Raw genomic sequence first — 21,359 nt, 5'->3', positions numbered from 1 at the left:
TGCTGCTTTAGTATCCTTTTTTTTAAGGAATAAGACAAACTATTTTACTAACAACCGTTTTTAAAAGCTGATTTACAGCTACAAACTAAATTTACCAACAATTTGATGTTAATTAATTATTTCCTGTTTATTCAATTTTCCAGTGATTTGGGCATTCCCGAAATTCAAATAAAAAGATTTTAACTATTGGCGAAACCGCCATTTTTTAGTATATTTTTGAGGTATGATTCTGGAGAACGAAAGCTCTTACAATAAGCCGAACACTAACGAAAGAAGAAGCAGGATAACCAATCCTACCCCTTACAGTGGACTAGGTAAATTACCCCCCCAGGCTGTTGACCTGGAGGAAGCAGTTTTAGGTGCCTTAATGCTTGAGAAAGACGCACTTTCATCAGTGATTGATATACTGAAACCTGAAGTCTTTTATAAAGACAATCATCAAAAAATATTCACTGCTATACGCTACCTGTTTGAGAAAACCTCGCCGGTAGATATATTGACGGTTACTGCCCAATTGCGCCAGCAAGGCGAACTGGAAATGATCGGTGGTGCATATTATATTACAGAATTAACCAATCGCGTTGCGTCTGCAGCGAATATAGAGTTCCACTCACGTATTATTATCCAGAAATTTATTCAGCGTGAATTGATCCGCATTTCTACAGAAGTGATCAACAATGCTTATGAGGATACGACTGATGTGCTTGACCTATTAGATAAAGCTGAAAAAAATCTTTTTGATATTGCTCAAAATAACTTGCGCCGTGACTCCAGGAAGATGGACGACCTGATGCATGAAACACTAAAAGAAATTGAAGCTTTAAAAGATAAAAAGGACGGTTTAACCGGTGTGGCGTCGGGATTTACTGACCTGGATAGAATGACCTCTGGCTGGCAAAAATCAGACCTTGTAATTATAGCGGCCCGCCCGGCAATGGGTAAAACTGCATTCGTATTAAGTTGCGCCAGGAACGCTGCTGTTGACTTCAGCAAGCCTGTTGTGGTGTTCTCACTTGAAATGTCATCGGTTCAGTTAGTAAATCGTTTAATATCTGGTGAAACCGAAATTGAGCAGGAAAAGATTCGTAAGGGAACTTTAGAAGAATGGGAATGGCAGCAAATACACTCTAAGATAGGCAGACTGGAACAAGCTCCGCTTATTATTGATGATACCCCTGCGCTGAACATTTTCGAATTCAGGGCAAAATGCCGTCGTTTAAAATCACAGCACGATATACAACTGATCATCATTGACTACCTGCAGTTAATGCAGGGCAAAAGCGGCGATGGAAAAGGCGGGGGTAACCGTGAGCAGGAAATTGGTAGCATATCGCGTGCATTAAAATCTGTCGCTAAAGAGTTAAATGTACCGGTAATTGCGTTGTCGCAGTTAAGTCGTGCGGTAGAAAACAGGCCTGGGGCGTCCAAAAGACCAATGCTTTCGGATTTGCGTGAATCGGGGTCAATTGAGCAAGATGCCGATATGGTATTGTTCCTTTACCGTCCCGAATATTATGGAATGACCGAAGATGAAGACGGTAATAATACACAGGGTGTGGGCGAGGTAATTATCGCCAAGCACCGTAATGGCGAAACTGGTACTGTAAGACTGAAGTTTGTTGGCAAGTTTGTGAAGTTTACCGACTTGGATCAGGGTGGTGCATTCCTGCCGCAAGGTACGCCTTTTTCGGGCTTAAACCCATCACAGGATTTTGAAAAACCAAGTAATTTTATCATCCGCCCATCACGCATGGATGATATTGACGATGATCAGCCGTTTTAGCCCCCAGCCCCTAAAGGGGAGCAAAATATCGAATACTGAATTTTGAATAACGAATGATGAAGTGCTTTAATAAATTTATTAAAAAGTTCCCCTTTAGGGGGCAGGGGGCTAAAATATCAACCCCAAAACAACTCCGATAATAATAACGATCGGGGTTTTTATTTTAGTAAAATATAGCAGGCAGAATGACCCGGCCATCAACCCATAAGCCATCCAGTTGATACCAAATGGCCTGACCAATAATATCAATGCTGTTGCCATAAAGCCGACAGCTACTGCGCTGATTCCGCTTAATGAGTTACGGATACGGGTTATTTTCTTCAAATCTTCCCAAAAAGGTACAATAAAGAGGATTAGGATCAATCCCGGCAAGTTTATACCTATCACAGCTACAATGCTTCCCATAATTTGCCCACCAATGCTGTAGCCTTTATTACCTAATGAAATGCTCCCAATAAACGAAGTAAAAGAAAATGTAGGGCCGGGTAAAGCCTGTTGAAGAGCAAATCCGGACAGAAATTCAGAGTTGGAAAGATAATGCTTCACCTCCACAAATTCGGTATACATCAGGGGCACCAGCACCTGTCCGCCCCCAAAAATAAGGATTCCGTTACGATAAAAGTTTTCAAATAAACGTATAGGCAAACTAAATGGCGAGGTTTGATTGATCACAGCACCCAAAGCAGCAAAAGCTAATAATATACCGATAAAATAAGCGACTTTGTTCGGATTCACATTCGCGAATAAGCTTACACGTAATTCACTTTCCTGTGGTTGTGTTTCAAGTGCTGATGAAATAATGCCCCCTAATAATACCAGGATAGGAAAAGCATATGCATTTTGCAGGATAAGCGTGGCAATAAGTGCCCCTATGGCCAGCATGGTCGTAACCTTTGTCTTTAAAAACTTACTGGCAAAAGTATAAGTTGCATAAGCCACTATCCCTACAGCTATGGGCTGGACAAAACGCAGTATCTCGGTAAATCTACTATGGGTAAGAAACATTTTATAACTAATGGCCGCCATACACATAATAGCAGCAGACGGAAATATCCAGATCAGGAAAGTGACGATTGCTAGTCGTAAACCACCAACCTTCCAGGCAATGCCTATTAAGGTTTGGGTTGAAGAGGGCCCTGGCAGTATTTGAGCGAGCGCATTCAGCTCCATCAATTCCTGTTCAGTTATATACCGGCGTTTTTCGACAAATTCGCGCAGCAAAATAGAAATATGTGCCTGCGGGCCACCAAAAGCAGTAAAGGTGTATATTAGTGCGTCGCGAAGAAATAAAAGTTGTCGTCTCCTCATTTAGTTCATTGGTTCAATTGTTCACTGGTTCATTGGTCTGCTTTTATACTCATTGTATCGGCTATGCATTACTAAGGAACAAATTAGCCAATGAACTAATGAACGTTTAGTAGTCATCATCTTCGTCCCATCCCGTTGCTTCACGATAGACTGCCTGTAATTCTGAAAAAGCATGATTGTCGCGTTGTTTTTTTGCTGTCTCCATACCCTTTTCATAGGTACTGATAGCGTCAGGTTTGCGATTTAACGCCTCATATAATTTGCCAAGATGATAATAAGTCCCTACATAATCAGGATGGCCATTCACCAGGCTCTCATAGTATTCCAAGGCTTTATCTGTTTCGTTTAACCGAAGGTACTCTGTTGCCAACGCATATTTCAAAAATGCATCTTCAGGTTCATTTTGTAAAAATTCTAATAGCTTATCTAATCGGCTCGACTGCATTTTAAACTCTCTCTTTTTTAACTAAATTTGCAAACATTGTTCATGAGGACCTTTTTGCGTCTTCATGAGTAAAATGAATAAAACCGTACACATTGTAAAGTTCATTGCCAATTAAAAACAAATAGCCTGATGAAGATACTGGTATGCATAAGTAATGTTCCTGATACAACGACAAAAATAACTTTTACTGATAATAACACGCAATTTAATACCAATGGCGTTCAATTTATCCTGAATCCTTACGATGAGATAGCATTGTCCCGCGCTATCGAGCTAACAGAGGGCGGAAAAGGTTCGGTAACTGTGATAAATGTAGGAGAAGTAAATACCGAAGCTACCATACGTAAAGCACTGGCTATTGGAGCTGATGATGCGGTACGTGTTAATGCAAAACCCCACGATGCATGGTATGTAGCTTATCAAATTGCACAGTATGCCAAACAAAATGCATTTGATTTGATTTTGACAGGAAGGGAATCTATTGATTATAATGGATCAAAGGTTGCTGGTATGCTTGGTGAACTGTTAGACATTCCATCTGTATCGATCATCAAAAAACTGGATGTAGATGGTGACAAAGGTACTGTGGAACGGGAAATAGAAGGTGGTAAGGAAGTATTGGTGATCCCGTTTCCTTTTGTTGCAGGAACTGCTGAGGGTGTAGCTGAACCCAAAATACCAAATATGCGCGGCATTATGTCGGCGCGAACAAAACCGTTAAATGTAATTGATGCTGTTGATGTAAAAACATCTTCAGAGATCATCAGCTACGAAACACCGGCTTCACGCGGACAGGTAAAATTAGTCCCGTCAGATGAAAGCAGCAAATTGATCAGCTTATTGCACACTGAAGCACGCGTTATATAAGGTTTACAGATTTTACGATTCAGAAAAATATATGTCAGTTTTAATATATGCAGAAAATGCCGAAGGCAAATTCAAAAAGTCAATTTTTGAGGCAGTGTCTTATGCCAGGGCAATTGCTGATCAAACAAAAACCAATCTGATAGCTCTTTCTATCGGAGATGTGGGTGCAGAACAATTAAGCTCACTGGGAAAGTATGGCGCTGATAAAGTGTTGAACGTTTCTAATAGCCAGTTAAAGAATTTTGTTAACCAGGCTTATGCTTCGGTTATCGCGGCAGCAGCAAAAAAAGAAAATGCTGACATCGTAGTTCTGTCCAATTCATTTTCAGGAAGAGGCTTGGCTCCACGGATAGGCGTAAAAATGGAAGCAGGTGTGGCTGATGGCGCAGTAGCATTACCAGAAATATCAGGCGATAAGTTTACTGTAAAAAAAACTGCCTTTTCGGGCAAAGCTTTTGCGACTGTTCAATTAACATCAGCTAATAAAGTAATTGCCTTAGTGCCTAACTCTTACCAGGTAACCGAAAAAAAGGCCGCAGGTACAATTGAGGATTTCGCTGTTGAAAATAAAGAATCCGATTTCAAAGCCATGGTTAAAGAGATCGTTCGCTCTACAGATAAAATTTCTTTACCGGATGCTGAGATCGTTGTTTCAGGGGGCCGTGGCTTAAAAGGTCCTGAAAACTGGGGAATGATAGAAGAACTGGCCGATCTGTTAGGCGCAGCTACAGCTTGTTCAAAACCGGTATCCGATGCCGGATGGAGGCCACATAGCGAACATGTTGGACAAACCGGTATAGCTGTCAGTCCAAATTTGTATATTGCAATAGGAATTTCGGGTGCCATACAGCACCTTGCCGGAATAAGTTCGTCGAAGGTTATTGTCGCTATTAATAAAGATCCTGAGGCACCAATATTTAAAGTAGCCGATTACGGCATTGTAGGCGACGCTTTTGAAGTAGTACCTCAATTAATTGCAGCAGTAAAAGAATATAAAGCATCAGCATAAACAGAATCAGTGATGGGTAATAATATGAAAAAAATAAAGCTGGATATAGTTGGCTTGTCTTATAGCCAAACCCAATCCGGCGCTTATGCACTGGTTTTAGGCGAAGTAAATGGTCGCCGCAGATTACCAATCATCATTGGCAGCTTTGAGGCTCAGGCTATCGCTATCGAGATAGAAAAAATGACTCCAAGCAGGCCGCTTACACATGACTTGTTCAAAAATTTCGCACAAGCCTACAGCATTACTATACAGGAGATCATTATCTATAACCTGGTTGATGGAATATTTTATGCCAAACTCATCTGCTCAGATGGTAAAAAAGTGGTTGAGATTGATGCCCGTACATCTGATGCTATAGCTATGGCAGTAAGGTTTGATTGTGCAATTTATACCTATGAGTTTATCTTATCTACAGCAGGTATTGTCATCGAGGGCAATGATTTTGTTTACCTCGAAAATATGAGTGACGCTACTGAAGAAAAAGCAGTAACACCTGCTACGAGTGGCTATTCATCCTTAAGCGTAGATGAGCTAAAAAGCAAATTGCAGGAAGCGCTTACAGACGAGGCTTATGAAAAAGCAGCAAAAATTCGCGATGAGCTTAACAGGCGAAAAGCTTCCTGATTTAGATTTTGCTTACGAGGTTGTCAAACTGAGTCTTAAAATAATCTAACTATACTCCCACAGACACTAAATTCTATATCATAAGATTCTGATTTCGTATTTATTTCATTATTTTCCGCTTTTGATTTATTACTGAACATTTTTAAAGCCCGGATGCTCTATGAATATTAAGTTTCGCTTAATACTGATGAATTTTATGCAATTCTTTATATGGGGAGCGTGGCTGCTTACCATAGGAAGTTATTGTTCCCAGACTAAACACTGGACATTTTCACAATTCGGCGCTATCTTCTCAACGATGGGCATTTCTGCCATTTTTATGCCGGCATTAATGGGTATTATCGCAGATCGATTTATTAATGCAGAAAAATTGTATGGTATCTTACATATTTTAGGAGCTGTTGCATTGTTTTGCCTTCCGCTGATGCATACTCCTTCAACCTTTTTTGCAGTAATGCTATTAAATGTATTGTGTTACATGCCAACCCTCTCACTATCAATAACAGTTGCCTATTCTGCATTAAAAACAGAAAATAAAGACGTAGTTAAAAGCTACCCCCCTATTCGCATATGGGGCACGTTCGGCTTTATCGTAGCATTGTGGACTGTAAATTTAACCGGTAGTGAGACCTCCGCTAATCAATTTTATATTTCGTCGTTGGTAGCATTTGCTTTGGGCATTTATTCATTCACTCTTCCAAAGTGCCCGCCTCTCTATAGCAAAACGACTAATAAATCTTTTGTGGATTTGTTGGGATTAAATGCATTTACATTATTTAAGACGCCGAAATTCGCTATATTTTTCATTTTTTCGTTGCTTCTCGGCGCGGCTTTGCAACTAACAAACGCTTACGGAGATACCTTTATTCATGATTTTAAAAACGTGCCACTATATAAAGATTCTTTTGGAGTAAAACATGCCGCCATTGTCTTGTCAATATCTCAATTTTCTGAAATGTTTTTCATTATCACTATTCCATTTTTCCTCCGCAAATTTGGAATTAAATATGTGATGTTACTTAGTATGCTGGCCTGGGTATTGCGCTTTGGATTACTTGCTTTTGGTAACCCTGCCGGAGGGCTATGGATGATTATTTTATCCTGTATCATTTATGGTATGGCCTTCGATTTCTTTAATATCTCAGGCTCACTTTTTGTCGAAACACAAACTACTCCTCAAATAAGGGGGAGCGCGCAAGGTTTGTTTATGATGATGGTGAATGGATTCGGGGCATTTTTAGGAAGTATTTTAAGTGGTTTCTTGATTGATAACTTTTTCATACTTCCTGATCATAGTAATAACTGGCACGGCATCTGGCTGGCTTTTGCCGCATATGCCCTGGTAATTGCTATTATTTTCCCATTTGTTTTCAGATATCGACACAATGCAGCATTGAAGCATGCCATACAACATTCCTGAATAGTAATAAACACTTATGAAAAAGCATTATCGCCAGGAAAATGATTGTCTAAACTGCGGAACTATCTTGGAAGGACATTATTGCCATAACTGTGGGCAGGAAAACCTACAGATAAGGGAAAGTTTTGGCCACATGATGAATCATGCCATAAGCGATTACTTCCATTTTGATCACCAGTTTTTTCATACACTAAAACCTTTATTATTTAAACCGGGATTTCTGACCAACGAATACATGGCCGGGAGACGTGCACAATACCTGCACCCGGTAAAAATGTATATTTTTATCAGTATTGTTTATTTCCTGCTATTATTTCAAAGTGCACATGAAACAGTAACAACAAATAATGTTAGTGGAAAAAAGCCAGCAGACACTCAAAAAACGGCTGATGTTATAGATTCAACAAGCAAGGCGATAGACAGGAATACGAATCTGAGCGCACAACAAAAAACAGCTTTAAAAAAACAGCTTCCTAAAGCTAAAGCTGTTACTAGCATAGGAGTTGTTGCAATTACTGAAGATATAGATTACGAAAAAAAGCCAAACTCCTGGTTTCGTCCGCTCACAAAAGATACAAGTTATGCGCAATATCTTATCAGTCAGGAAAAATTGCCTGAAAAAGAACAGGATAACTTCTTATTGAGGATGTGGAACAAGAAGGTTTATACTTATATTGGAAAGTATGGCACAAATGCACGGGATGTGTTTGTGGATGAGTTGAAGCATAATACTCCTAAAATGATGTTTTTAATTCTGCCATTATTAGCTGTAATACTCAGAGTTACATTCTGGAATAGTAAAAAATATTATGTGGAACACCTGATCTACACATTCCATTTACATTGTTTTTTGTTCCTTTTCCTTGCAATTATAATGCTGCTGCAAATGGTTATTCCTGAAAGTGCGATTATAATACTGCAATGGATAAATGCAATAGCAACATTCTATATTTTATGGTATATATATCGCTCGTTACGTGTGGTATATCATAGCAGCCGGTTTAGGACGATCACTAAAATGATAGGCATGAGTGTTATGTACTTTATCGCGTTTAGCTTTTGTATCTGCCTTTTATTTTTTGTAACTGCAATTGTTTAGAACATTAGTTTCCAAAAGCATCAAGGGCAATGGTTGGTTTACCGGTGCTATCAAAAGCGCCCAAACCATATGCCTGCCAATTGTAAGCTTCAGGCTCCCAATAAAACACACCTAGTCCGTTTCCATTGGCAACTGAATTTACTTTGGTAATGATATCGGTTAAAAAAGCGCGGCTATCGGTTGGATCAGATGCGTCCATACCCACTTCTACTAACATCACAGGTGTACTATATCGCGAAACCATATCGTTTATGTTGGCCAGGCATTGCGCATCCAGCGTAGTGTAATTAGCAGTTGTTGGATACAATGACATACCGATAATATCCCATTGGGCACCATTTGCTTTCAAGCCATCAAACATCCACCTAAAATGAGTACTATCATATCCATTTGATATATGAACAATAACTTTTGTGGTACTGCTTACCGATTTAACAGCCTGATAACCGGCTTTTATTAATGCAGCGAAGTTAGCCATATTGGTCGAGGCACGTCCATCTTCCCAAAGCATACCATCATTAGTTTCATTACCTACCTGCACCCAATCAGGTGTAATGCCATTTGTTTTTAAAGCATTTAATGTGGTCACCGTATAATCCTGCATAGTAGTTACCAACGCGGCGAAATTCAAATTGGCCCATGCAGCAGGTTTAGGTTGTTTGCCCGGATCTGCCCAACTGTCACTGTAATGAAAATCGATCAGTATCTTCATGCCGGCATTTTTTGCCCTGATGGACTTTGCCACCACATCGGCGGTATTGCACCATCCATCAGTTGGGTTAACCCATGCCCTGAGCCTGATTGAATTCATGCCAAGACTTTTCATTAAAGCGAATAAGTCTTGTTGATTCCCACTCTTATCATAGAATTTATAACCTGATGACTCCATTTGGGTCACCCAGCTTATATCGGCTCCCTTATTGAATGTAGAAAAAACAACCGGTGCCTTATAAGTTGATGACTGTTGCGGGGCTGGAGAATAACCTTTGTTTGAACAAGATATAACTAAGAATACAGCACTAAAACTGTATATCCATAATGCCTTTTTCATGCGTTTTAAATATTATAATTGGTTAGCCATAGAGGGCGTAGACAAATATATATTACAGCAATGAAAAATAAAATGTTTATTTAACATTTATTCCGACGATCTTTTATAAAATCGCCGGAATAATGAATTGTGATAAGATTTGGTTTATAATTTTCCTGTTCGTGAAGGTGTTTCGTTGCTGATATATTTAAAGTCTGCTGTCTGGTCGCCAATCATTAATTTAAAATCACCGGCTTCTGCAACTGTTTTGCTTATGTCATTCACAAACGCAAGGTCTTCAGGTGTGATTTTAAAGGTCACAGTCTTCGTTTCTCCTGGTTTTAAGTCGACCTTATTATAAGCCCGCAAACGTTTGGTATCGGGAGATATACTCGCATACAACTGACTGGTATATAACAGAACAGACTCTTTTCCTTCTAACTGCCCGGTATTTTTCACATCCACAGTAACAGTAAGAGTTTCACCACTCTTTAGATCAGGTTTGCTGATATGCAGGTTGCTGTAATTGAAAGTGGTATAGCTTAAGCCAAAACCAAACTCATAAAGCGGATTATAACCATGCTTATCATCCGGATTACCATTCTCAAGATTTTTGCGGTAGTAATTATTAAGTGAATTGGTAAATCTCGGATAAGTAATAGACAATTTACCTGAAGGATTAGCATCCCCAAACAGAATATTTGCCAATGCATCACCACCTTCATTACCTGAGAAATAAGTCATCAAAGTAGCTGCTGAGTGACTTTCAGCTTCAGTTACTATGCGAGGCCGGCCCTCAGCCAATATTAAGATGATAGGTTTACCTGTTTTAGCCAGCTCAAGTGCTAATTGAGTCTGTGCGGCTGGGATACTTAAGTCGTCAATATTTCCTACATTCTCTGTATAAGATAATTCGCCCAAGCAAAGCACAATAGCATCTGCATTTTTAGCGGCAGATACAGCATCATCAATGTTTTGTAACTGGTCAAAAGAAGCACCAGCCTGATAGGTTACATTCTCCTTCCCTATCTTCTGCTGTATTGCTTTAAGTATAGTGTTCTTGCCGACAGCCAATTGATCAGCCAAATCACCCTGCCAATTATAACTCCAGCCACCATCTAATGAACGCAGCGTATTAGCAGTTGGCCCGGTTACCAATACTTTGATATTCTTTTTAAGCGGAAGCACATTGTTGTTGTTCTTTAACAAAGTAATAGCCTCTGTTGCAGCCTGCAAGCTTACACTACGGAACTCGTCTGAACCAAACTTAGGGTAATCATCCGGGTTGCCTACAGGGCGCTCAAACAGGCCTAATTCGTATTTAACTTTTAATATGCGATGCACAGCTTCGTTGATACGGCTCATCGGTACTTTTCCTTCATTAACCAGTTCAATCAGGTAAGTAAAGAATGTATAATCATAAGGCACCATACTCATATCAACGCCGGCATTTACGGCGATCATTACTGCCTCTTTTTGTGTTGCAGCAATGTGATGACGATCATGCAGGTATTGAATATCTCTCCAGTCAGTTACTGCTACACCATCGAAATGCAATTCTCCACGCAATACATCAGTCAGCATATATTTACTGGCGTGGATTGGCACACCATTAATTTCGCCTGAATTGATCATCAGTGTCTTAGCACCTGCTTTTACAGCTTCGGCAAACGGCGGTAAAAAATACTCACGCATGTAACGGTCAGGTATCCAGGCAGGTGTACGGTCCTTTCCGCTTAATGGATAGCTGTAGCCCAGGTAATGTTTCATACAGGCAGCGACATGGTATTTATCACCTACATCATTGCCCTGGTAACCTTTAATAATGGAAGCGCCCATAGTTTTTACTAAATAAGGGTCTTCACCAAAGGTTTCATAAATACGCGGCCATAAAGGCGATTTACCTAAATCCAAAACCGGCGAATAGTTCCACGGAATATAGCTTGCCCTTGTTTCGTAAGCAGTGATCTCCCCTGCCTGATGCGCTATGTCTTTATTAAAAGTAGCAGCCATAGCAATTTCTTGTGGAAAAAGTGTACTACCCAATGTGTAGGTAACTCCGTGAATAGCATCGATACCATAGATAACCGGTATTTTTAATCGGTCTTTATCAGCTGCTGCCTGAATTTGAGATATTACCTCATACCAGTGTTTACGATCATAAGCATGCCCCGTAACATTGAGTATAGAACCCACATGGTATTTCATAATGGCTTCTTTCAATTTGTCAGAATCAAGCTGATGTGAGTCAGTATTTGATTTAGATACCACATCTGACGTCACTTCCGTCATTTGCCCTACTTTTTCTTCCAGGGTCATCTTAGCAATTAACGCATCAACTTTTTTGTCGAGCTCGCTGGGTGCTTCTTTCTTTTGCTGCGCCATCAACATTGCAGCAGTAAAAAAAACTAAACTGATCGTGATTATAAATATCCGTCTCATTGCTTTGGGTTTGATTATTGGTTTAATAAAATTAATATATTAATTTGAATATTAATTACTTATATCATTTTGTAAAGCTTCTATTGCATTAGCTAAATAAGCTAAAGGAGCATTCCAGTTAATAGCGATCTCATTTGCGGCGTAAGCCTGGTCATTATCAATATAGGCTTCGTCGGGTACTATTGAGGGAACTTTGATATGATCCTGCATGCCGGGATTGGGGCCGCCTGCCAGCAGACCTGGTATAGGGTCGACAACACCATCTGCTACTGAAGGGCGATGATGCGGGTGCATAGTTGGTCTGCTTCCATAGCCTGTTACATAACAGTATCCTGAGCCATTACGGCCCAAAATATAATCCAGGTTATCTAATGCATATTTAAGGTATTTCTTATCGTGCGAAAGTTGATAAGCCTGTATCAGTGCCATACCCTCATTTGCAGCAACTGCATTACTGCCCCAAATAAAATTGGATTTTCTCTTCTGGATCACAGTTTGGTAAGCAGTACTATCAATTCCTTTGATCATGTTATCAGCAAAAGCTAATAGCCTTTTCTTCAATTCCGGAATTTCTTTAAATCCTGTAGAGTTTAAATGATCACTATTACGAATGATAGAGTAATAACCCAATAAACGCACCTGGTTCCAGGAGGGTAAGGGCATATTATCATCAGGCATAATATTTATTTTCCTTACATATTGATCATCCTGTGTAGTAACAAAAAGTTCAGACGCAGCCCAAATAAACTCATCACTTATATTTCTATCGCCATAATCGCCTGTTGTTATCTGGGGGCTAAACTTCTGATTCATTGCATTCTGATTATAAAGCACATCAGGATTCTTTTGTGCCCAATCCCATGCTTTGAGAGATGCCTTAAGGCATGAGTCTGCCAGTTCCGGCAATTCCTTTGGAAATTGTTTAAATATCCTTGCTGCTTGTGCCATTACTGCTGCAAAGTCCAATGTGGCAGCGGTGCTCTTTTGTACTACATAACGTGTTGTGATCGCACTATCAGGCATTATCATTTTGTCAAATGCTGCATTAGTCAATTTATGGTAAACTCCGCCATCATTAGGGTCTTGCATAGTAAGCATCCATCTTAAGTTCCACAGCGTTTCATTAAGCAGATCAGGAATCCCATTACCGCTTTCAGGAATATTTAGATTGACCGTCTTCATATATGCAGGAAAATCCTCATATAATGACAATAATGCATAGGTTGATATTCCGCTATTAACAATATACTTATTATAATCTCCTGCATCATACCATCCGCGTGGTGAAGAAATTACCGTTCCTTCGGGGCGCTCTGTGCTTGCTGCCGAAGAATGCACCAATACTTTATCATCGGGATGGCCCTCTGCTCTTTTCCACTTGCCTGCAAATTTTCCCTCTAGCGGGATTGAAGCACGAATAAAATAAAATGCCTTAATCGATGCGTCAGCAACCTTTTTATGGACTGAACTAGAAATAATAAAGGGATACGAATTGCCGATCCCGGAAACATTTAAAATATAATTCCCAGGCTTCTTATAATCCAAAAAATCAGCTATAAAAGTGTAATTTCCTGCAAAATCCCGCTTAAGGGACTTTCTGAGTTTACCTTTAAATACATTATGTTTATCGGCTGTTTGCAAAGAAAAACCAGCTTCTTTATCAGCTAAAACAATAGCTATTTTATGAGTTGCGGGATAAAAGCCCATTTGATTTAACCGTATTTTGAATTGACCGCTATCCGGTAAGCTTTGCGCAAATAATTTGGTACAGATCAGAAAGAAAGCGATACAGGTTGCTATAAAGGCTCTTTTAAACATAAGTTTTAATTGGCCTTTAAATATAGTGTGCTTTATACAATAAGTATAATACTAAACAAGCAAAATGTTATTATATATTTTAACAAAAGGTGATATTAAAATAACACTTTGCTCGCTAATGGATTGGTATACAAAAAATTATGATATAAAGGTATTAGGATCGAATTTTTTATATTTCTTATAATGATAGTTTTCCCTGGTAATAATCCAATATTTTGCTATCGATAAAATAGTCATATTTAGCAGTGATCATATTAACAGTAGCAGCATCCAGATTATTCTTCGCAATAATAAAATCAACCGAAGTTATCACGCCCGTATCAAAACGAAGCTTAAATATTCTATAACTTTCAGTATATGCTTTTACCTGTTCGGTTAATACCTGGTACTTTTTATAGGCTGCCATCATGTTATAATAAGCTTGCTCAATATTTTGCTTTACTTGTATCTTGGTGTTTTCTTCTATATTCTGGTAGCTCATTAAATTAATTTTAGCCTTAGACAAAGCATTATACCTGATACGATTGCTGAATATTGGAATTGTAATGCCAAGTTGTACATAAGTGCCATAATTGTTCCTGAACTGCTCACCGTAACCAATTTTCTGAATTGAGTTATTTGCCTGAGTACTAAAAACTGATTGTTTACCTGAAGGCCCATTAACATATGTTCCAGGAATTGCATTAGTTACTGAATCAATAAATGTCGATTTAGTTGCAGTGTTTGAATATGTTGTTGACAACCCACCATTTAAAGTTAACGAAGGCCATAATAAGCCCCTTACAGATTTAACATTTTTTTCAGCGCTTTCCCTACGTAATGTGGAAGCCCTTACTGTAGCCAATTGTTGTAAGGCAGTTTGATAAATTTGATTTGGGTCAGACCCATAATTACCAGTAAAAGCTTCAGCATTTAATGACTGGAATTGCACATCGGGTTGATATGCTATATTCATCAATTGAAATAAGTTAAGTTTGGAAGCATCCAGGTTATTTTGCGCATTAACTACAGCAACCTGATTTGTTGCGTATACTCCCTGAAAGTCAGTAAGATCAGATGCGGCTTTGTTTGCGCCCTCCTTCTCTAAAATTGTTGACCTGTCGACATTTTCCTTTGCCACGGCTAACTGGCTTTCACTTGCTTTTAATATCTCTGCGTTATCCAGTATGGCTAAATATCCTGTGATCACAGTCACTGTAACTACGTCTTTTGCAGCCTGAAATTCCATCTTACCTGCCTGGAATGCCAGTGAAGCAGATTTAATTGCATTCTGAAGTGCAAATCCATTAAATAATGTAAGTCCGCCATCTAAATTGTAACTATCGTTAGTTTGTGATTGATTTACATAAGTATTGGTAACCGTATTAACACCAAGCCCCTGGCTAAACCGGCGATTAGCATTACCAGTTACCGTTGGTAATAAGTTTTCTTTCGCCTGCATCAGATCTATATGTGCCGATTGTGCCGCTAAATCGTTTTGTTTTACCTGCAAGTTGTTTTTTACAGCAATATCAAGGCATTGTTGCAATGTTATTTGTTTAGTTGAGTCGACTTTTTGAGCGAATGCCAAAAAGCTGCCTGTTATAAAAAGAAGTGTTAATATGTATTTAGTAAATCGCATTTTAATATATTGTTTGTAGATCAGAACTTTCTTGAGGAATTGACTTTACCATCTAAAAGATCGATAATACGTGTTCCGTATTCCGCATTTTTCTCAGAATGTGTTACCTGAATGATGGTTACCCCGTCCTCTTTATTTAATTTTTTAAACAGTGCCATTATTTCTTCCCCTTGTTTGGAATTCAGGTTCCCTGTTGGCTCATCCGCCAATAACAGTTTAGGCTTAGCTATCAGCGCCCGTGCGATACCTACCAATTGTTGCTGACCACCTGATAATTGCGCAGGAAAAAGATCTTTTTTACCCACGATCTGGAATCTATCCAGCATATCAGCTACCATGGCCTTACGTTCAGAGCTTTTTACATCCTGGTAGATCAGTGGGGTTTCAATGTTTTCATAAACCGTCAATTCGTCGATCAAATGATAAGCCTGAAAAACGAACCCGATATATTGTTTATACAAAGCCGAGCGCTGCTTTTCTCTAAGTTGATGAACAGCCTGACCCATAAAATAGTGATAGCCTTCTGATGGTTCGTCCAACATGCCAATCACGTTCAGTAAAGTTGATTTTCCTGATCCTGAAGGGCCCATAATTGAAATGAATTCGCCTTCATCTACTTCAAGACTAATGTCGTTTAATACGATATTCTTGTTTCCGCCAACCTGGTAGTACTTTGATATGTGTTGTAGTGATAACATTTGTTTAAATTATTTGAATTAGTGATTAAATGAATTATTCATTTAATAATACTAATTCATTTTGGCATTAAGCAATGAATAATATACCAAAGTTTCAACATATTATATATCAACTAATTATGCATTAATTGATTTTGTTCAGTGTTCGCTTATGTAACACGATGCGTTCGGTTATGATACAGTTGGGGTTGGTTAATCAGAGGTTAGAGATATGTGATTAGTTATGCCTAATAACAAAAATCCGTCTCAACTGAGAAGGATTTATTGTTTTAACTGGTTACTGGTTGACTGATCACTGATTAACTAGTCTCTAATCTCTGATCACCAATCACTCCGACCTCAAACTCTTAACCGGGTTAGCCAAAGCTGCCTTAACAGCTTTATATCCAACAGTTATCCATGCGATAGCAATTGATGCAATTATTGCCAGAATAAATATGTCCGGACTTATAGGTATACGATAAGTGAAATCCTGCAGCCATTTATGCATAAAATAATAGGCGACGGGACCTGAAATAGCAAATGCCACAACAATAAGTATGGTGAACTCTTTAGAGAAAAGATATACAATATGACCTACCGACGCTCCCAGAGTTTTTCGAATGCCTACTTCTTTCGTTCGCTGTACGGCCATAAATGAAACAAGTCCGTACAATCCAAGGCATGAAATGAAAATAGCAATCCCTGCAAATATTTTATAAAGCTGTGAAAGCTGATCTTCACTTTTATAAAAGTTAGCAATTTTTTCATCCAGGAATTGATATTCATACATCCCATCTGGGAACGTACTGTTCCATAGTCGTTCAACAGAAGCTAAAGTCTGGTTAATATTTGTAGGTTGTATTTTGATGTTCAGCTTCTGATATACATTCTTCCAAGTGCTCATCAACACAGGTGGTATCTCGTTCTTCAGCGAACCTATGTTAAAATCCTTAACTACCCCTACAATTTGCGCGTTTTTATTTTTATCATCCCACAATTTGATATACTTGCCAATAGCATCCTTAGGGTCACGTACACCTAATTTGTGTAACAAGGTTTCGTTTACTACCCAGCCGTGTATAGTATCACCCTTTGTATATGCCTGGCCAGCAACAAACTGTAGATTATATAACTTAAAATACTCTGCATCAGCCCATTTTAAATTAGCGCTAAAATTGGTTTGTTTAGGCACATTATTGTATTTAAAATCACTACTCCAGCCGTTATTATCCGATGGGCTTGCAAAACTAAAGCTCACATCTTTGATACCCGGTTGCTGCAAAAGCTGATCCTTTAAAGTATTTATTTTTGCCCGGCTGGTACTATCACCGGGGAAAGGAACGGTCATGATGGCGTCTTTATCAAATCCAAGCGATTTATTTCTAAAATAATTCATTTGGTAGATGATTACCAGTGTACCTATTACCAAAATCTGCGCTATGCAGAATTGTACTACCACTAATGTCCTCCTTAACGAAATACCGCTTGATCGCCCCGCTTTAATCTTGTTTTTCAAAGCTTCGATCGGATTAAATCCGGATAAAACCAAAGCAGGATAAAATCCTGAAAGCAGGGTCACACAAACGACAGTGGAGACTAAAAATAAAATTAATACCGGATCAGCCAGGAAGCTGCTGCTTAATTTTATTTCCAGCAATTTATTCAGCATCGGGAGGGTCAATTCAGCTATTCCGATAGCCAGTACCACTGCAAATAATGTAATGATCAGGGTTTCGCTAATAAATTGAAATATTAGTTGATTACGATTGCTACCCAGCACTTTACGTATACCTACTTCTTTCGATCTGTTTACTGCTTGTGCCGTAGCCAAATTGATAAAATTAACGCATGCAATCAACAACAGGAATATACCTATCAGGCTGATCACATTGATCAATTGCTTACTAAAAGGATGCCCGCTAAAGACATTAACTTCAGTATTGTAATGCATGTCTTTTAGTGGTTGCAATTGCAATCCGTCTTTCACATAATCAGCAGGTTTATGCTTTTTTACAAAAGTTTTTAAGTTTTGATTGAACTGCGCTACACTCATATTATCCGGCAGGATTATATAGCAATTAAGATCACCAAAAGTACTTACCCAATCGTGTATGTTGCCATAGTTATCGCCGCCTTTTATCCGCGTTGTTGCGAAAGAGATTAGCAATTTAAGGGGCATGTCAGTATTGGCAGGTGTATTTTTAATAATACCCGTTACTTTCAGGTCAGTTTTATTTTCATACCTGATGATCTTCCCCATTGCATCGTGCCAGTTGCCAAAAAATTTATCAGCTTCATCCTGTGATAAAACAACTGAAAATGGTTCGGATAAAGCTGTTTTTTTATCACCTGCAAGCCATCCGAAATCAAAAATTTCAAAAAATTGCGGCTCAACATAATATGCCCAATCTTCCTTGAATTTCTTTACACCCTCTCCTTTGCTACCATTCCCGATTGAGTAATGGCTTCCGTCATTTTGCATTATCGCAGACACTTGCTTTAGCTGTGGAAAATCAATTCGCAACCCTTCCGAAAGCGGTAGTGGTGTGCCGCTGGCTAAATGTATCCCGTCGGGGTTGTGAAATGCAGTGGTAACCCTATAAATATGATCCTTCTTTGAGTGGAAGTTATCAAAACTCGTTTCGAATTGAACAATCAGGAATATAAGCGTGCAGGCTGCTATGCCTATAGCTAAGCCGACAATATTGATGGCTGCATAGCTTTTATTTCTAAGCAAATTGCGCCAGGCTGTTGTGATGAAATTTCGTATCATGATTTTTAAAATTCTAAAACCTAAACTCTAATGACAAATGACCATTGACTAATGACTACTCACTTCTCAAACTCTTAACAGGGTTAGTCAAGGCTGCTTTTATCGCCTGGAAACTAATAGTAACCAATGTGATGATGATTGCCGTGACAGCCGACAATATAAATACCCCAGGGCCTATACTGATCCGATAATTATATTTTTGCAACCAATTACTTAGGAAATATAAAGCGATAGGCGATGCAATTAGGCAGCTGATCATCACCAATACAATAAAATCCTTGGATAATAGGAGCCAAACCTGGGCCACTGAAGCACCTAGAACTTTGCGTACGCCTATTTCTTTGGTACGTTGTTCGGCTACATACGCGGCTAAACCAAATAGTCCCAGACAAGAGATAAAAATTGCTAATCCCGCAAACACACCGGCCAGTTTGCCAACCAGGACTTCCAGGTTAAACTTATGGTTGTATTCGTCATCTACAAATTGGTAGATAAAGGGATATGCCGGATTGTATTTGTCAAATATCCTTGTAATCTTTTCAATGGCGTCATGTGTATGTACCCCTCTCGATAAACGGTATATAATGAAATTACCGCCTCGCCCATGATTAAACACAGTCGGTTCAACAGGCGTGAACGGTGAATCCATCAGAGCGTCTTTTACTACCCCTATTATTCTTGCGGGCCCATTTATACCGTCATATTTAATAACCTGGTTGATGGGTTCCTTTAAGCCCATACGTTTTACAGCAGCCTCATTTATAATAATATTTGATGTATCAGAACTCCAGTTGCTAGAAAAGTCATGTCCTTTGATCAAACTCATTCCGACAGTTTTGAAATAGTTATCTGATACTGATACGCCACCAACATTTAAACCCAGTTCACCAGCACCCTGGCCCGGCCATTTTTCGATACCTGTATGCATATAAACACCCGTAAGCGGACTTGATGCTTTGGTGACACTTTCGATCGTGCCGGTTTGTAAAAGATCAGCTTTAAGCGCATCATAGTGGTTGCTCAGGTCATCACTCATATCGGTAGATACTAATCTGTCAGCGCTATATCCGGTGGGCCTATCCTTTGCGTATTGAATTTGCTGATAAACTATAACGGTGCTTATAATCAATGCAATTGAACATGTAAACTGAAGCACTACTAATATCTTACGTGGTAATGAAGCTGCTTTGCCTACCTGGATACTTCCTTTTAATACCTTAACCGGGTTAAATGATGACAGGTAAAAAGCGGGTCTGCTTCCGGCTAATAGACCTGTAGCAAAAACATAAGTGATCATGATAAACCAAAAGACCGGGCTGCTGTAAGGAATATTAATGAAATCCCCTGTTAGGGTGTTAAATGATGGTAATGTAAGCTGAACAAATAATATAGATAGCAAAAATGCCATAAAAGTGATCAGAATAGATTCTGTTAAAAATTGAAAAATCAGATCGCGGCGTTGTGAACCGATAGCCTTTCGTACACCAACTTCTCTCGCTCTTTTTTCAGAACGTGCTGTAGATAAGTTCATAAAGTTGATACAAGCGATCAGTAATACCAATATACCAATAATACTAAACAGGTGTACATATTCGATAAACCCTCCTACCTCTTTGCCATTCTTAAAATCTGAATACAAATGCCAAAATTTCAATGGGTGTAATAAAACCACCGGTTTAGCAGGCCGCATCTTTGGGCCGCGTTTATAAACTATATCTTTTATTTTAGGTGCTAACTTAGCATAATCAGCATTGGGCTGTAGTTGCACAAATATTTGAAAGGAGTTGTTATAATACGTGGTACGCGCATTTTTCATCCAGTCCTGTGTTTGCTCGTTATAGCTAAAAGGAATCAGAAAATTAAATTGTAATGAGGAATTCTTTGGTACATCTTTCATTACGCCCGTAACCTTCAGATCGTGCTGATTGTCAAAGCGGATAGTTTTATTGATCGGATCTGCATCACCAAATAAGGCTTTTGCTGTTGATTCCGTTAAGACAATGGAATAAGCATCTTTTAAAACTGTATTTGAATTGCCTTTAATTAATGGATATTGGAACATTTTTAAAAAATCCGATCCTACTCCAGCCCCATTCATGTAAAGTTTTTTGTTCCCAACCAACAGACCATGCCACCCCATCCAATCAGATTCAGCGACATATTTCACTTCAGGATACTCTTTTCTGAGTACATCTGCTATTGGAAGAGATACTGCCTGCTGGGTATGTTCTCCCTCATGCTGATCTGTAAAATTCAATTCAACCTGGTACAATTGATCGTTATTAGGAAGAAACTTATCGTATGAGAATTGGTTAAATACCCATAACGCAATGATCAGTGCTACAGCCATCCCGGCAGCAAGGCCAACGATGTTTAGCGCGCTGTAAACTTTATTGTTCAGCATATTGCGCCAGGCAATCTTCAAATAATTTTTTATCAT

15 protein-coding genes are annotated in these 21,359 nt (G+C 39.0%); 6 read left to right on the top strand and 9 right to left on the bottom strand.

The features are described from left to right. Positions 1 to 223: 223 nt before the first annotated feature. Positions 224 to 1,783 (top strand): replicative DNA helicase, encoded by a 1,560-nt coding sequence (dnaB, locus tag ACPPVU_RS14090; RefSeq protein WP_426667152.1) that lies wholly within the window; start codon positions 224 to 226, stop codon positions 1,781 to 1,783. A 108-nt stretch (positions 1,784 to 1,891) separates the two neighbouring features. Here dnaB and chrA read toward each other — a convergent pair whose 3' ends face one another. Next, entirely contained in the window at positions 1,892 to 3,091 is a 1,200-nt protein-coding gene (gene chrA / locus ACPPVU_RS14085) for a chromate efflux transporter (protein ID WP_426667151.1), read from the bottom strand. Positions 3,092 to 3,197: 106 nt separating this feature from the next. Next, entirely contained in the window at positions 3,198 to 3,536 is a 339-nt protein-coding gene (locus ACPPVU_RS14080; RefSeq protein ID WP_426667150.1) for a tetratricopeptide repeat protein, read from the bottom strand. A gap of 129 nt (positions 3,537 to 3,665) precedes the next feature. On the opposite strand from ACPPVU_RS14080, the gene ACPPVU_RS14075 reads away from it, so the two are divergent. The 5 genes from ACPPVU_RS14075 (at position 3,666) to ACPPVU_RS14055 (ending at position 8,555) form a co-directional block, all read left to right on the top strand. Further along, positions 3,666 to 4,403 (top strand): electron transfer flavoprotein subunit beta/FixA family protein, encoded by a 738-nt coding sequence (locus tag ACPPVU_RS14075; protein WP_426667149.1) that lies wholly within the window; start codon positions 3,666 to 3,668, stop codon positions 4,401 to 4,403. 31 nt (positions 4,404 to 4,434) lie between these two features. After that, positions 4,435 to 5,412 (top strand): electron transfer flavoprotein subunit alpha/FixB family protein, encoded by a 978-nt coding sequence (locus tag ACPPVU_RS14070; RefSeq protein ID WP_426667148.1) that lies wholly within the window; start codon positions 4,435 to 4,437, stop codon positions 5,410 to 5,412. Between the two features lie 24 nt (positions 5,413 to 5,436). Further along, positions 5,437 to 6,036 carry a bifunctional nuclease domain-containing protein gene (locus ACPPVU_RS14065; RefSeq protein WP_426667147.1) on the top strand — a complete coding sequence of 200 codons (600 nt, stop codon included), beginning with the start codon at positions 5,437 to 5,439 and terminating at the stop codon, positions 6,034 to 6,036. A gap of 160 nt (positions 6,037 to 6,196) precedes the next feature. Then, positions 6,197 to 7,456, top strand: a complete 1,260-nt coding sequence (locus tag ACPPVU_RS14060; protein ID WP_426667146.1) for a nucleoside permease — start codon at positions 6,197 to 6,199, stop codon at positions 7,454 to 7,456. A gap of 16 nt (positions 7,457 to 7,472) precedes the next feature. Continuing rightward, complete coding sequence (locus ACPPVU_RS14055; RefSeq protein ID WP_426667145.1) at positions 7,473 to 8,555, top strand: DUF3667 domain-containing protein; 1,083 nt, start codon at positions 7,473 to 7,475, stop codon at positions 8,553 to 8,555. Between the two features lie 4 nt (positions 8,556 to 8,559). On the opposite strand, the gene ACPPVU_RS14050 is transcribed toward ACPPVU_RS14055, so the two are convergent. The 7 genes from ACPPVU_RS14050 to ACPPVU_RS14020 form a co-directional block, all read right to left on the bottom strand. Next, positions 8,560 to 9,606, bottom strand: a complete 1,047-nt coding sequence (locus tag ACPPVU_RS14050; RefSeq protein WP_426667144.1) for a glycoside hydrolase family 53 protein — start codon at positions 9,604 to 9,606, stop codon at positions 8,560 to 8,562. A gap of 144 nt (positions 9,607 to 9,750) precedes the next feature. Continuing rightward, a complete protein-coding gene (locus tag ACPPVU_RS14045) occupies positions 9,751 to 12,027 on the bottom strand; it encodes a glycoside hydrolase family 3 N-terminal domain-containing protein (RefSeq protein WP_426667143.1) in 2,277 nt (758 codons plus the stop codon). 51 nt (positions 12,028 to 12,078) lie between these two features. Further along, positions 12,079 to 13,845, bottom strand: a complete 1,767-nt coding sequence (locus ACPPVU_RS14040; RefSeq protein WP_426667142.1) for a glycoside hydrolase family 9 protein — start codon at positions 13,843 to 13,845, stop codon at positions 12,079 to 12,081. Positions 13,846 to 14,023: 178 nt separating this feature from the next. After that, entirely contained in the window at positions 14,024 to 15,466 is a 1,443-nt protein-coding gene (locus ACPPVU_RS14035) for a TolC family protein (protein WP_426667141.1), read from the bottom strand. Between the two features lie 20 nt (positions 15,467 to 15,486). Next, positions 15,487 to 16,164, bottom strand: coding sequence for an ABC transporter ATP-binding protein (locus ACPPVU_RS14030; protein ID WP_426667140.1), 678 nt, complete (start codon positions 16,162 to 16,164; stop codon positions 15,487 to 15,489). A gap of 328 nt (positions 16,165 to 16,492) precedes the next feature. Next, a complete protein-coding gene (locus ACPPVU_RS14025) occupies positions 16,493 to 18,919 on the bottom strand; it encodes an ABC transporter permease (protein ID WP_426667139.1) in 2,427 nt (808 codons plus the stop codon). 55 nt (positions 18,920 to 18,974) lie between these two features. Further along, positions 18,975 to 21,359 carry an ABC transporter permease gene (locus ACPPVU_RS14020; RefSeq protein ID WP_426667138.1) on the bottom strand — a complete coding sequence of 795 codons (2,385 nt, stop codon included), beginning with the start codon at positions 21,357 to 21,359 and terminating at the stop codon, positions 18,975 to 18,977.

Source organism: Mucilaginibacter sp. McL0603 (assembly GCF_049992945.1).
Taxonomy (GTDB): domain Bacteria; phylum Bacteroidota; class Bacteroidia; order Sphingobacteriales; family Sphingobacteriaceae; genus Mucilaginibacter.
Note: the sequence above shows the minus strand (reverse complement) of the source record. Positions and strands in the feature narration are given on the sequence as shown.

Coding starts and splice junctions, on each gene's coding strand:
- dnaB (WP_426667152.1), top strand. CDS start 224: ATGATTCTGGAGAACGAAAGCTCTTACAATAAGCCGAACACTAACGAA.
- chrA (WP_426667151.1), bottom strand. CDS start 3,091: ATGAGGAGACGACAACTTTTATTTCTTCGCGACGCACTAATATACACC.
- ACPPVU_RS14080 (WP_426667150.1), bottom strand. CDS start 3,536: ATGCAGTCGAGCCGATTAGATAAGCTATTAGAATTTTTACAAAATGAA.
- ACPPVU_RS14075 (WP_426667149.1), top strand. CDS start 3,666: ATGAAGATACTGGTATGCATAAGTAATGTTCCTGATACAACGACAAAA.
- ACPPVU_RS14070 (WP_426667148.1), top strand. CDS start 4,435: ATGTCAGTTTTAATATATGCAGAAAATGCCGAAGGCAAATTCAAAAAG.
- ACPPVU_RS14065 (WP_426667147.1), top strand. CDS start 5,437: ATGAAAAAAATAAAGCTGGATATAGTTGGCTTGTCTTATAGCCAAACC.
- ACPPVU_RS14060 (WP_426667146.1), top strand. CDS start 6,197: ATGAATATTAAGTTTCGCTTAATACTGATGAATTTTATGCAATTCTTT.
- ACPPVU_RS14055 (WP_426667145.1), top strand. CDS start 7,473: ATGAAAAAGCATTATCGCCAGGAAAATGATTGTCTAAACTGCGGAACT.
- ACPPVU_RS14050 (WP_426667144.1), bottom strand. CDS start 9,606: ATGAAAAAGGCATTATGGATATACAGTTTTAGTGCTGTATTCTTAGTT.
- ACPPVU_RS14045 (WP_426667143.1), bottom strand. CDS start 12,027: ATGAGACGGATATTTATAATCACGATCAGTTTAGTTTTTTTTACTGCT.
- ACPPVU_RS14040 (WP_426667142.1), bottom strand. CDS start 13,845: ATGTTTAAAAGAGCCTTTATAGCAACCTGTATCGCTTTCTTTCTGATC.
- ACPPVU_RS14035 (WP_426667141.1), bottom strand. CDS start 15,466: ATGCGATTTACTAAATACATATTAACACTTCTTTTTATAACAGGCAGC.
- ACPPVU_RS14030 (WP_426667140.1), bottom strand. CDS start 16,164: ATGTTATCACTACAACACATATCAAAGTACTACCAGGTTGGCGGAAAC.
- ACPPVU_RS14025 (WP_426667139.1), bottom strand. CDS start 18,919: ATGATACGAAATTTCATCACAACAGCCTGGCGCAATTTGCTTAGAAAT.
- ACPPVU_RS14020 (WP_426667138.1), bottom strand. CDS start 21,359: ATGATAAAAAATTATTTGAAGATTGCCTGGCGCAATATGCTGAACAAT.